Genomic DNA, 11,513 nt, shown 5'->3' with positions numbered 1-11,513 from the left:
TGGAACAGAACCCCAAAAAATCATACATAACAATGTTCATTCTAAGAATTTACAAGGTACTTTCAGCTATAAATCTGAACTCTAAGCAAGCACTCTATTCTAATAAAACGTGTGTTCGATGATAAAAAGTTTGGCCCCAGTCATCCAGCTATCTTTCGGGCATCAAGCCAGAGCCAGCGAAATAGAGATTCCCGTATCTAAAGCGCAGCCATCATTTTCTAAGCATCGCTCTCATGTTAATGAAACAATACCCAATACAACAAACAACAGCGCAGCCCCACGGTGAATCCATTGCAGCGGCAGCCTTTTTGCTAACTTCTCACCAAAAAAAACCACAGGAATATTCGCCAGCAGCATGCCCAGAGTCGTACCAACAATCACCAGTATCATTGAGTCATATTCTGCAGCCAACAGCACCGTCGCTACCTGAGTCTTATCTCCAATTTCGGCAACAAAGAACAAAACCAGTGTCGTAAAAAATACGCCAGAGCCACTAATTAAAGCCTCTTCCTCATCAAGTTTGTCAGGAAGCAAGGTCCACAGGGCTACCGCAAAAAAAGAGCCAGCAATAAGATATTCGAGAAAATTCGGTGAAATAAAACCTACCACCCAACTACCAAACCAAGCCGCAGCTGCATGATTAAGCAAGGTAGCAATAAGGATAGCAATGGAAATAAGCCAGGGCACCCGGAAACGCAAAGTCAGCATAAGAGCAAGCAGCTGGGTTTTATCGCCAATTTCGGCAAGAAAAACCACAAGTGCAGAAAGAGAAAGGGTTTCCATAACAAATCCAGGCGGGAGCAGAACGCAGTGATACAGCCAATCTCCCGCCATGTGAGTCAGCTATACCACAGGTCTTGCCAAACACTAGCCATTGCATTGAATGGGCTTGTGCCGTTATCGCCATGAACATTGAGGCTCAAGTATGTTGACGACAACCTCTGAATACAGAGAGACTACTCCCCTGAGTGAGGGGAAACATACAGAGATAAAAAAGAAAAATCAAACCCGCAAAATCAGGCAGCACTGAGTGCATAACCAAAGGTTTTCTTCAACAGCTCAATATACGCTTCATCACGGCACAACGTCTTACCTGGACTGTCTGAAAGTTTGGCAACGGGCGCACCATTCAGCTCCGTTAATTTCAGAACGATATTGGGCGCTTTAAAGCCCATATCATTGGTGAGATAGGTACCAATTCCGAAACTGACACTGATTTTGCCGGCAAACCACCGATGTATGGCCAACGCTTTATCGAAATTGAGCTTATCACTGAAAACCAGACTTTTGGTACGTGGATCAATACCCAGTCGGCGATAGTGATCAATCGCCAGCTCTCCCCACACAAAAGGATCACCGGAGTCATGTCGCATACCCTGATAGGCCCTGGCCAGCTCAACATCGAAGTCTTTCAGGAAGGATTCCATACTGATCGTATCAGTGAGTGCAATACCAAGCTGACCTTTGTATTCCTCCAGCCAGACCTTTAGGGCATCTTTCTGACTGCTCCGCAGACTCTTGCCTAGCACCTGATGGGACTGCAGCCACTCATGAGCCATCGTTCCTACCGGTGGCAACCCAAGCGTTCTTGCCAGATTCAGGTTACTGGTGCCCATAAAGTTGTCCGGTAACCGATACTTCAGGCTCTCCACCACATGATAATGCCAGTCCCTGGAAAACCGCCGACGTGTACCAAAGTCGACCAATGTAAATCCACTATTTTCAGGAAGCTGATTCAGCTTCTCATCAAGGCGATGCTGGCCTTGAGCAATTACATCATCCTGCCCCCCATGACCATAGACGCTGTGACTATGAAGCTCACTAATAATTGCAAGCAGAAAAATTTCGAAGTGAGTAATTTCGCTCCACAACCCTTCGATAACTAACGACAATTGCCCCTGACTCTGTTCAATCTGCACCGCACCAGGCTCAAGCCTGAAACGCTCAAGGTAATCAATGAAATCCTCAGCGATAAATGGCAGAGTCGACAGCCACTCTAGCTCCTCTGAACCCAGACGCAGGTCACCCAGAAATTCACACTGCCTTTTAAGCTGCTTTTTAGATAGGGCTAACGGGCTGTCATTCCGGCAATGAAACTCCATGCGGGCCCAGGCATCTGGATAGCGATGCACCATGGACTGCTGCATAGTGTATTTATACAGATCGGTATCGAGAAGAGTGGGAATGATCGGGCTATCCATACACCTTTCCTTCAGATAGCGCAGACATCACTGACAGTATCAGCAATTGTCAGGTCACTGGAACTTTCTATCAGAATAATACCGGCAGCTTCCATCTCAACAATGGCATCTGCAACCGATGATTCTGCCAGACCACGAGTAGCTGCACGGTTGACATACACCTGAAAACCCGCCTGTTGCAGCTGAAGAGCGGTGGTTTTCACACAGAAATCAAACGCCAGGCCACCTACCAATACGGTGTTAACGCCTTTATTCTTTAAAAATTCGATAACGCCCGTACTCAGTCTCTCTTCCAGATCATGAAAACAGGCACCATAAGGGTGAATATCCGTCTCAACCCCTTTCCAGACAAAAAAATCATAATCCGTGACATCCGGAAGCCCTTCCACCAGCTCAAAACCTTTTGTCCCGGGCACCGCGTGACGGTTCCAATGCAGGTCAACATTCTTGTAGCCAGTCATCGGCGTTAGCTGAGGGCTCTCTTCGGTGGCCACCCATACCGCATTGGCCGGATGGGCATCTTTGGAACCAACACGAATTTCAGCTAGCCGGGCCTGATGGTTCAGCTCCTGAGCGATCCTGTGACCATCAGGAACTGGCAGTTCATCCGGACAAAGTGGGGTGAAACACTGCTGGGCATCCACATCAAACGCGGCTATGGTCTTCCTCGACCCTATGGAGTACATTATTTTCACCGTGACAAAAGGAACTACATTCACTAACATAGTGAATTATGTTCACTAACCTGTCAACCAGAGACTGTTTCACAAGGAATCATCAATGAGCTTGAGCACGGCACTTATTTCTGTCGATTTGGTCGCATTTAAACTCGCCAGCAATAACCGGCTACAGGTGCTCACTCATCAATTACCTGAAACCCCATTACTTCAATTACCAGCAGGAAGAATCGACTCAGAACAGGATCAAAGCCTGCAAGATACGGCAAAACGACAACTGGAAAGATTTACTAAGGAGCCCGCGACTTATTATGAGCAGGTCATTACCATTGGTGATAACCACCGGGACTCAAGGGGCTGGTCTTTAACCGTTGTATACTATGCCCTGTTACAACCCTGCGACGAGCAAATGTTATCCGAGGACTCAAGATGGATTGATATTATTGATGGCAAGCCTGCAGAGCCATTGGCCTACGATCACAGCCAGCTAGTAATGGAAGCACTGGCAAGAATGAAAAATAAAATACAGTACAGCGCACTGCCCATTTACCTTCTCCCTGAAGCATTTACGCTCTCGGATATTCAGAACGTTTTTTCTATTGTCCTCGACAAAGCGCCGCCAATGCGCTCAATCCGCAATCGCTTTATTAATAGTGACCTTCTTGTCAATACCGGTCAGAAGCGCCATGGTAGCAATCGACCTGCAACACTTTACCGGGCTAATGCAAACTCAAACAACTGGCTATTTGACCGTTTGTACCTAACCACTCGAGCTTAGTATTAATAGCCGCTAGAAAATGATTTCAAAATGAAATAAAAACTAATTTAAACGTTCATATAAATAAAAAATTCACAAAAATTTGAAACTAACTCCTCTAAACTGAAAAATTTGACATATCCCCACCTTCAACTTTATTAAGGTAACCCATTTAATAACGGCTTAAGCAGTGGCCATATAATGAATTCCAATACCGACATACCTGTTACTCAACATGGATTCGTTACAAGCACCTCTACAACTACCCTCAACTCACCTTCAATTTCTGCATCTCAAACAGCAAAATGGCAACACCGGCCAGTAAGTACAACCACCCAAGTTTGTAACATATTACCCCCCCCACCACCATTGACGCCTGCACCACTATCTTGCGAAAGACTCAGTTCTGCGAATATTCAAGCGGCGTTCAACCCGTCTTTTACTCACAGCCTGCCAACCGGCTTCACACACCCGGTTTTTTTCCATCAGCCAAATCAAAACATGCCTGCTATAGTCGCTCCACCTTCACTCTACCCGGAATATTTCAGACCACCTTCGTTTCATCCTTCAGCCAGCCAGCCCAGTATTTTTAGCAATCCATTTTCGTTGCACCCCTCATATATGAATCAACGCATGCATGGAGAAAGCATCACACCAAACACTCTCCCCTGGCAGAGAAAAAATTCCAACCACCGCCCTACTCCTTATGCAAGGCCTAATTATGCAAAGCCAGAACAATACCAGAGCAGGTCAGAAAACAGATCATATTTTGTCGAAAAAGTTAGAACGCCTTCCATTGAACTCGCACAACTAAAAGGGTATCAAGATGATAATAAAGAGGTAGTAAAAATACTCAACTCATTACACAAAGAATCTGCCATTGGTAAAGTTTTATTCATCGGGCCACACAATAATAAAGGGCTCGCTTATTACGAAACCGCCCCCTTCTGTATCAAGTTCGATTTCTCAATTGATAAAGAATCGAAAATTCCACCAAGAGATATTGATCAGAGAGATTTAAGAATTAGAGGCACCTTCGAGTTCGACAGATCAAAAATGTCAGAATATGTAAACAAACACCAACCCGGTGCATTTCGACAGCTTAAATTACAAAAAGAACGTGGTGAGAATATTCCAATTCACATGAAAGGCACATCCCTGCATCGAGCTCCAGATAGTATTCCACATAAAATAAAAGTCATTGAGAAAAAAAATGATGAAGCTTAAATCTCTCTTTAAATCACCCACAACCATCAATAGACATAGCTAACAGGTAATGATTTCAAATAACCCAGCACCCAACATCTACAACCCCGAGAATACACAGAGTGTAATTTCCCCGGGGCTATCGTCTAATAACTGGCAGCAACGGCATGTACAACCAACACATGGACAACCGGGTATTTTTTTTGGTCCAAACGGGCAAGTCGCTACTACAACTTACCCAACCTGGATGCATACAACTCCCGGAATACTTCCTGTCACTTCGGTAAGTCCATTTCAGACAGCAGCAATAACATCAAATCAACCCATCCCGAATATGCCGTCCAGAATGGTCAGACCATTGAGCCAAGACAATACACCTCCATCGGTTGTAACAAGCTCATCAAGCCAACAAGCAATAGCTCATGCTCACGGGTCAAGCTTGAATCCCGAGCAACAGTCCGTATCGACGACAGAGCATGAGCCATTGAGAGCAGAAGCATCGGTCCAAGCAGCCGGTCAATTTTTCAATACATTCTCCCCCCATTATTTTTTTATTCCACCTCCCGGAACAATGATCCAAAGAGATACAGCAACACCGTACCCGTATGTGCCAATGGCCTCATCATTGTCGAATCCTTTTAACGCCACTTACCAAGAACAAATAAATGCTCTTTCCCAGAAAACAAACCAATGCGTTGAAGTCTACACCCAACAATCTGATGGACTGCTTGGTGCAGCTCCTTTCAGCGATATTGACGATCGAAAATGGGTAACAACCTGTCTTAGCCAAATGAATCACCAGACTGTCACAGGTCAGATATTAACAATCAGCAAGGAGAAATTAAAAGGACTTGGTTTCTTCAAACTACCCGATGAGTCTCAATTACCCATTAAATTCGACTTTCCATTGGCTACAAACCATCTCGACTTTCTAGACATAAACGGTATCAAAAGCTGTTCGGTTAAAGGAAAATTAAGAATGGATATGGAAAATGTAAACAGGTATATATATAACCACCCGATAGGAAGCTTCAGAGACCTAAGATCGCAAAACAAACCGGCTTGGTCAATACCGGTTGTTATGGAACCTACAGCACTTGTTCATAGAAATGGGTTTATGATACCCACGCCCAATATTCAGCAGATCATTCAACATTTAAAATCGCTGAAAGATAATACGGTAACAGCCAACATAGTATTCTTTCAGATTAACAGTAGAGGAGGAATCGCGAGCTATAATATAGATGGATTTGAAACTCGTTTTCTCTTTAGGCTTCCACAGGAACTTCAGCACACCCCCCAAGATCAGCTGTATCAACAGTTTGATCGTTTGAAAGCAAAAATTCATTTTTCAATGGACGACACTCAATTAACGGATTATGTTTGCAGTCTTGGAGCTGAGGCCTTTACACATGCCAAAGGCAGTAGATACAAATTACAAATTTTTGCAAGAGAAGAGAAATTAATAGAAAGAAATGATCGGCAGGTTTAAACCTGCCGATTTTAAACAAATAAACTACCTTTCAATTCGCCAGGTGGTCCCCTCTCTGCCATCCTGCAGAATAATCCCCTGAGCCGCCAGCTCATCACGGATACGGTCGGCTTCAGCAAAGTCGCGACTCTTCTTGGCATCGTTGCGCTGTTGAATCATATCCTCAATCACGGCGTCATCAACATCAGCACCAGACTTCAGGAACGCTTCAGGGTTACGCTGGAGAATACCAAGAACCCCTCCCAGCTTAACAAGCAGCGCCGCCAATGGCAGTGCAACAGCCTCGTCCTGAGCTCGGACTGTATTAAGATGACGTACCAGCTCAAACAATACTGCCAGCGCTTCTGCCGTATTGAAGTCGTCGTCCATTACCTTGAAGAAACGCTGCTCAAACTCATTATTTTCTGGGATAGCCACACCAGCCAGATCAAACCCCTTAAGAGCCGTATAAAGTCGCTCAAGACGAACGCCGGCTTCTTTCAGGCTATCTTCCGAGTAATTTATCGGGCTGCGGTAATGACTGGAGATCATGAAGTAGCGCACCACTTCTTCATCGTACTTATCCAGCACTTCACGAATAGTGAAGAAGTTGCCAAGACTTTTGGACATCTTCACATTATCAATGCGAATAGCTCCGGAGTGCATCCATGTATTTACAAACTTTGTGTCGTTACACGCTTCACTCTGGGCAATTTCGTTCTCATGATGCGGAAATGTAAGGTCAGACCCGCCACCATGAATATCGAACGTATCACCCAGACAGCATTTGCCCATCACCGAGCACTCAATATGCCACCCTGGACGACCATCACCCCAGGGCGAAGACCAGCTAGGCTCACCGGGCTTCGCGGCTTTCCACAGAACAAAATCCAGTGGATCTTCCTTCTGCTCATCCACTTCAATACGGGCACCTGCTTTCAGATCTTCAAGCACCTTGCCAGAGAGCTTGCCGTATTCGGCAAATTTATGAACCCGGTAATAGACATCTCCATTACCCGGCGCATAAGCAAAACCTTTTTCGATCAATTGCTCGATCATTTCAATCATACCGGGCACAAATTCAGTAGCCTTTGGCTCATGATCTGGCGGTAAGTTACCCAGTCGCTGAAAATCTTCCTGCATGGCAGCGATCATACGACCGGTCAGAGCCATAAAATCTTCACCATTTTCTGCAGCCCTACGAATGATTTTATCATCCACATCCGTAATATTGCGGACATAGGTCAGGTCGTAACCACGGGCTCGCAGATAACGGGCCACCACATCAAAAGCCGTCACTGTCCGAGCATGACCGATATGACAGTAGTCATAAACAGTCATGCCACAAACGTACATCCTCACATGGTTTCCATCCAGCGGAGTAAACGGTTCTTTCTTTCGGGTCAGGCTGTTATAAATCTGCAGCACTTTGTCTATCCTGTTTGCAATTGCCTGTCAGTTTTGAGGAATGGGAAGTCCGTGCTGCCGTAAAAATGACAACTTGTCCCAATATCCCCGTTGAAACACTATTTTTCCATTCTTGATCTGGAAGAACCCACACCCACGCAAGCCTAACGGGTCTTTCCACTCCAGGATCGCCCAGTCACGATCCTGAAAAATATGCTCAACAATACAGACCATTTCAGCAGTGGCAAACTCCTGCTCAAACCGTGAGCGTATCGCCACTTTACCCACTATTTCATCATTCGCCACCTGGTGATTGATGGCATCATCCGCATAAAAGCTGGCAACCAATTCAGCATCGGCCTTATTGAAAGCTTCAACCCACGCAGCAACAACGTCCCTGGGCTCCATGACGTACAACCTTTAAGAGTTCTAGAAACATAAGGGGCTCACTCACACCCCTTACTGAATATCAAATCAGCCCTTATTGGCCCAAGTATCTTTGAGGCCAATAGTCAGGTTAAACACAGGGTGTTCTGCTGAGTGGTCACAGCGGTCGGCCACAAAGTAACCTTCACGCTCAAACTGGAAAGTTTGCTCTGGAGCAGCATTCACCAGCGATGGCTCAATCCATGCCTGCATCACCTTCAATGATTCAGGATTAATATGGCTAAGGAAGTCCTCTTCACCACGATCCGGAGCTGGATGATTGAACAGACGGTCATAGATTCTCAGTTCTGCCTGCTGGCCATGGGTAGCCGACACCCAATGAATCACACCGCGGGGACGAATACCTTCGGGCGGATCTTCACCGACCGTACCTGGTACAAAGGAGGCATGAACCTCGACGATATTTCCATTCTCATCCTTAATCACATCGTCCGCCCTGATCACATAAGCACTTCTCAGGCGGACGTAATCACCGATAACCAGACGCTTGAACTTCTTGCGGGAAAGCATGGTATCTTCAGTAAAATCTTCATGATCGATATAGATCTCACGGGTAAACGGCAGAGTTCTCTGTCCCAGCTCCGGACGATTCGGATGCGCTGCTGCCGTCATCTCTTGGACTTCGCCTTCCGGCAGGTTCTGAATCACCAGCTTCAGCGGAGCAAGAACCGCCATGGCACGGGCAGCATTGGTGTTCAAATCATCACGAATGGCATGCTCAAGCATGGATACATCAGCAGTACCATCGGAACGGCTGACACCCACCATCTCGGAAAAGCGGCGGATAGACGCTGGCGTGTAGCCACGACGACGCATACCGGAGATGGTAGGCATACGAGGATCATCCCAACCACCCACAACGCCTTCATCCACCAGCTTTTTCAGCTTGCGTTTGGAAGTCACGGTGTAGTTCAGATTAGTACGGGCAAACTCATACTGACGCGGTCTTGCAGGTACTGGCAAATTATCCAGGAACCACTCATACAGAGGACGGTGATCCTGAAATTCCAGGGTGCAGATAGAGTGAGTAATGTGCTCAATGGCATCTTCCTGCCCATGAGCGAAGTCATAGCTGGGGTAAATACACCATTTGTCACCGGTCTGATGGTGAGGGACTTTGCGAATACGATAGAGCACAGGATCCCGAAGATTCATATTGGGACTCTGCAGATCGATTTTCGCCCGCAGGGAAGCCTTACCTTCTTCATATTCACCGGCCCGCATTTTTTCAAATTCGGCCAGATTTTCTTCGACAGACTTGTTTCTGTCAGCGCTCTCAACACCTGGCTTATTAAAGTCACCCCGGTTAATCCGCATGGACTCGGCGTCCTGATGATCAACATAAGCCTTTCCTTCACGGATCAGGTGCAAAGCCCAGTCATAGAACTGGTCAAAATAACTGGACGCATAACAAACATCTCCGGACCATTTAAAGCCCAGCCAGCGAATATCCTCCTGAATAGCATCCACGTAGACCTGCTCTTCTTTTTCCGGGTTGGTATCGTCAAAACGAAGATTACACTCACCCTGATACTTTTCTGCCAGACCAAAGTTCAGGCAGATAGAAGTGGCGTGGCCAACATGAAGAAACCCATTCGGCTCAGGTGGAAAACGGGTATGAATACGACTGACCCGGCCTTCAGCCAAGTCTTTTTCAATAATCTGTTCCAGAAAGTTTCTGGCTTTATCGGTAGCAGTCATTGTCACTGATGCATCTATGAAAGGTTACTGGCGAATACCGGCTATACACCTACGCCATAATCGGCTGAGACTACCATATCTGCAAATCCGGGAAAATAAGTCATTAGCCTACTGGCAAGATTTACTCCATTCATTCCGGGTATTCACTGATATCACGTCATCATCAGTAGTATAAGCTGGTCTGAACACAGGTATTAAGACCTCCATTGATCGAATAGGTTTTACACTAGTACGATAAACACCTAGAATCCGTGATTTTCCTGACCTGCCTCTTAGCCTTGCACACTCCCGCAAGTTATCAGCTTCTCAGGCAGGCTGACTGAATCCCTTTTTAACAAGAGTGGTGCCCTTATGACGGTTGTATTACACACCAACTTTGGTGATATCAAGCTGGATCTGGATGCAGAAAAAGCGCCAAAAACTGTTGCCAACTTTCTTGAATATGTCAAAAACGGTCATTTTGATGGCACTATTTTCCACCGTGTGATTGATGGCTTTATGATTCAAGGCGGTGGTTTCGAGCCAGGCATGGTTCAAAAGTCGACCAAAATGCCCATTGAAAATGAGGCTGATAACGGCCTCAAGAACGAAACCGGCACTATTGCCATGGCCAGAACCATGGACCCGCACTCCGCATCCGCCCAGTTCTTTATCAATGTTAAAGACAACCATTTCCTTAATCACAGCGGTAAAACCAATGATGGCTGGGGCTACTGTGTATTTGGAAAGGTATCCGAAGGCATGGACATCGTTAACAAAATCAAGAGCGCCAAAACCACCTTCAAGGCTGGCCATCAGGACGTTCCGGTTGATGACATCATCATTGAGTCTGCGGAAATCCTGGAGCCGGTGGAAGCCGCTTGATGAAGGCTCTGTTTATATCAGACCTTCATCTAACCCCAGAATGCCCGGCAATTGCCCGGGCATTCTGCCGTTACCTGACGGATCGTGCCCCTCAGGCGGATGAACTCTATATCCTGGGAGACTTCTTTGAGTACTGGGTTGGGGATGATGCTATGGATGACTTCCAGCACGATATCGCCAGACGTCTGAAAGAGTATACCGATTCCGGCAAAGTGGTTTATCTGATGCCAGGCAACCGGGATTTTGCTATTGGCAAATCTTTCCTGAAAGAAACCGGCGTGAAATGGCTGAAAGACCCGACACTCGTCACGATTAACAGCCAGAAAATTCTACTTATGCACGGTGATTCCCTGTGCACCCATGATGAACAGTATCAGCGTTACCGGAAAATTATCCGCAACCCACTGGTGATTGCTGTCTTACGAAAGACGCCCTTGGCCTATCGAAAAAATCTTGGGCATAAAATTCGTCAAAACAGTAAAACTGCCAAAGTTGGCAAAACACTGGAAATTATGGATGTAACGCCGTCTGCCGTTATTGAAGTCATGGAGAAATTTCAGGTAGACACCCTGATTCATGGCCATACGCACCGACCCGACATCCATGAAGTTGCCTTAAAAAAAGGCACTGGAAAGCGCTACGTGCTGGGCGACTGGACTGATAAAGGCTGGGAAATCGAGCTAAATGAGCAGGGTTTGTCCATGAATCAGTTTCCTATTCCAGAATAACCCCCATCTTAAACCACAGAGATCACAAAGCGCACAAAGAAAAGATATAGAGAG

Annotated in this window: 11 protein-coding genes and 1 riboswitch; of the genes, 5 read left to right on the top strand and 6 right to left on the bottom strand. The window is 46.2% G+C overall.

Annotated features, from left to right (window positions below):
* Window positions 1-231: 231 nt before the first annotated feature.
* The 3 genes from GV64_RS13095 to GV64_RS13085 form a co-directional block, all read right to left on the bottom strand.
* Window positions 232-783, bottom strand: coding sequence for a TMEM165/GDT1 family protein (locus GV64_RS13095; protein WP_020583369.1), 552 nt, complete (start codon window positions 781-783; stop codon window positions 232-234).
* Between the two features lie 79 nt (window positions 784-862).
* Window positions 863-977, bottom strand: a riboswitch (yybP-ykoY riboswitch).
* Window positions 978-1,016: 39 nt separating this feature from the next.
* Window positions 1,017-2,201, bottom strand: coding sequence for a nicotinate phosphoribosyltransferase (gene pncB / locus GV64_RS13090; protein WP_020583368.1), 1,185 nt, complete (start codon window positions 2,199-2,201; stop codon window positions 1,017-1,019).
* Between the two features lie 11 nt (window positions 2,202-2,212).
* Window positions 2,213-2,887 carry an isochorismatase family protein gene (locus GV64_RS13085; protein ID WP_033403285.1) on the bottom strand — a complete coding sequence of 225 codons (675 nt, stop codon included), beginning with the start codon at window positions 2,885-2,887 and terminating at the stop codon, window positions 2,213-2,215.
* Between the two features lie 94 nt (window positions 2,888-2,981).
* On the opposite strand from GV64_RS13085, the gene GV64_RS13080 reads away from it, so the two are divergent.
* The 3 genes from GV64_RS13080 (at window position 2,982) to GV64_RS24730 (ending at window position 6,333) form a co-directional block, all read left to right on the top strand.
* Window positions 2,982-3,656, top strand: a complete 675-nt coding sequence (locus tag GV64_RS13080) for an NUDIX hydrolase (protein ID WP_020583366.1) — start codon at window positions 2,982-2,984, stop codon at window positions 3,654-3,656.
* A 180-nt stretch (window positions 3,657-3,836) separates the two neighbouring features.
* Entirely contained in the window at window positions 3,837-4,862 is a 1,026-nt protein-coding gene (locus GV64_RS24735) for a hypothetical protein (protein ID WP_152554048.1), read from the top strand.
* A gap of 49 nt (window positions 4,863-4,911) precedes the next feature.
* Window positions 4,912-6,333: a hypothetical protein gene (locus tag GV64_RS24730; RefSeq protein ID WP_152554047.1), complete on the top strand. Its 1,422-nt coding sequence runs from the start codon at window positions 4,912-4,914 to the stop codon at window positions 6,331-6,333.
* Window positions 6,334-6,357: 24 nt separating this feature from the next.
* Here the strand turns inward: GV64_RS24730 and cysS are convergent, their stop codons facing one another.
* The 3 genes from cysS to GV64_RS13055 form a co-directional block, all read right to left on the bottom strand.
* Window positions 6,358-7,737, bottom strand: coding sequence for a cysteine--tRNA ligase (gene cysS, locus GV64_RS13065; RefSeq protein WP_201772545.1), 1,380 nt, complete (start codon window positions 7,735-7,737; stop codon window positions 6,358-6,360).
* Window positions 7,738-7,767: 30 nt separating this feature from the next.
* Window positions 7,768-8,127 carry a nuclear transport factor 2 family protein gene (locus GV64_RS13060; RefSeq protein WP_020583361.1) on the bottom strand — a complete coding sequence of 120 codons (360 nt, stop codon included), beginning with the start codon at window positions 8,125-8,127 and terminating at the stop codon, window positions 7,768-7,770.
* A gap of 66 nt (window positions 8,128-8,193) precedes the next feature.
* Window positions 8,194-9,867, bottom strand: coding sequence for a glutamine--tRNA ligase/YqeY domain fusion protein (locus tag GV64_RS13055; protein ID WP_020583360.1), 1,674 nt, complete (start codon window positions 9,865-9,867; stop codon window positions 8,194-8,196).
* 351 nt (window positions 9,868-10,218) lie between these two features.
* Here GV64_RS13055 and GV64_RS13050 point away from each other — a divergent pair, with 351 nt between their 5' ends.
* Both GV64_RS13050 and GV64_RS13045 read left to right on the top strand, forming a co-directional pair.
* Complete coding sequence (locus tag GV64_RS13050) at window positions 10,219-10,731, top strand: peptidylprolyl isomerase (protein ID WP_020583359.1); 513 nt, start codon at window positions 10,219-10,221, stop codon at window positions 10,729-10,731.
* Window positions 10,731-11,459, top strand: coding sequence for a UDP-2,3-diacylglucosamine diphosphatase (locus GV64_RS13045; protein ID WP_020583358.1), 729 nt, complete (start codon window positions 10,731-10,733; stop codon window positions 11,457-11,459). Before GV64_RS13050 ends, GV64_RS13045 begins: the two co-directional genes overlap by 1 nt.
* The last annotated feature ends 54 nt before the right edge of the window (window positions 11,460-11,513 follow it).

Origin of the sequence: Endozoicomonas elysicola (assembly GCF_000710775.1) — a bacterium.
Taxonomy (GTDB): Bacteria; Pseudomonadota; Gammaproteobacteria; order Pseudomonadales; family Endozoicomonadaceae; genus Endozoicomonas; species Endozoicomonas elysicola.
This window is presented reverse-complemented; position numbering and strand designations above follow the sequence as displayed.

Coding starts and splice junctions, on each gene's coding strand:
- GV64_RS13080 (WP_020583366.1), top strand. CDS start 2,982: ATGAGCTTGAGCACGGCACTTATTTCTGTCGATTTGGTCGCATTTAAA.
- GV64_RS24735 (WP_152554048.1), top strand. CDS start 3,837: ATGAATTCCAATACCGACATACCTGTTACTCAACATGGATTCGTTACA.
- GV64_RS13060 (WP_020583361.1), bottom strand. CDS start 8,127: ATGGAGCCCAGGGACGTTGTTGCTGCGTGGGTTGAAGCTTTCAATAAG.
- GV64_RS13055 (WP_020583360.1), bottom strand. CDS start 9,867: ATGACTGCTACCGATAAAGCCAGAAACTTTCTGGAACAGATTATTGAA.
- GV64_RS13085 (WP_033403285.1), bottom strand. CDS start 2,887: ATGTACTCCATAGGGTCGAGGAAGACCATAGCCGCGTTTGATGTGGAT.
- GV64_RS13050 (WP_020583359.1), top strand. CDS start 10,219: ATGACGGTTGTATTACACACCAACTTTGGTGATATCAAGCTGGATCTG.
- GV64_RS13095 (WP_020583369.1), bottom strand. CDS start 783: ATGGAAACCCTTTCTCTTTCTGCACTTGTGGTTTTTCTTGCCGAAATT.
- GV64_RS13045 (WP_020583358.1), top strand. CDS start 10,731: ATGAAGGCTCTGTTTATATCAGACCTTCATCTAACCCCAGAATGCCCG.
- GV64_RS24730 (WP_152554047.1), top strand. CDS start 4,912: ATGATTTCAAATAACCCAGCACCCAACATCTACAACCCCGAGAATACA.
- pncB (WP_020583368.1), bottom strand. CDS start 2,201: ATGGATAGCCCGATCATTCCCACTCTTCTCGATACCGATCTGTATAAA.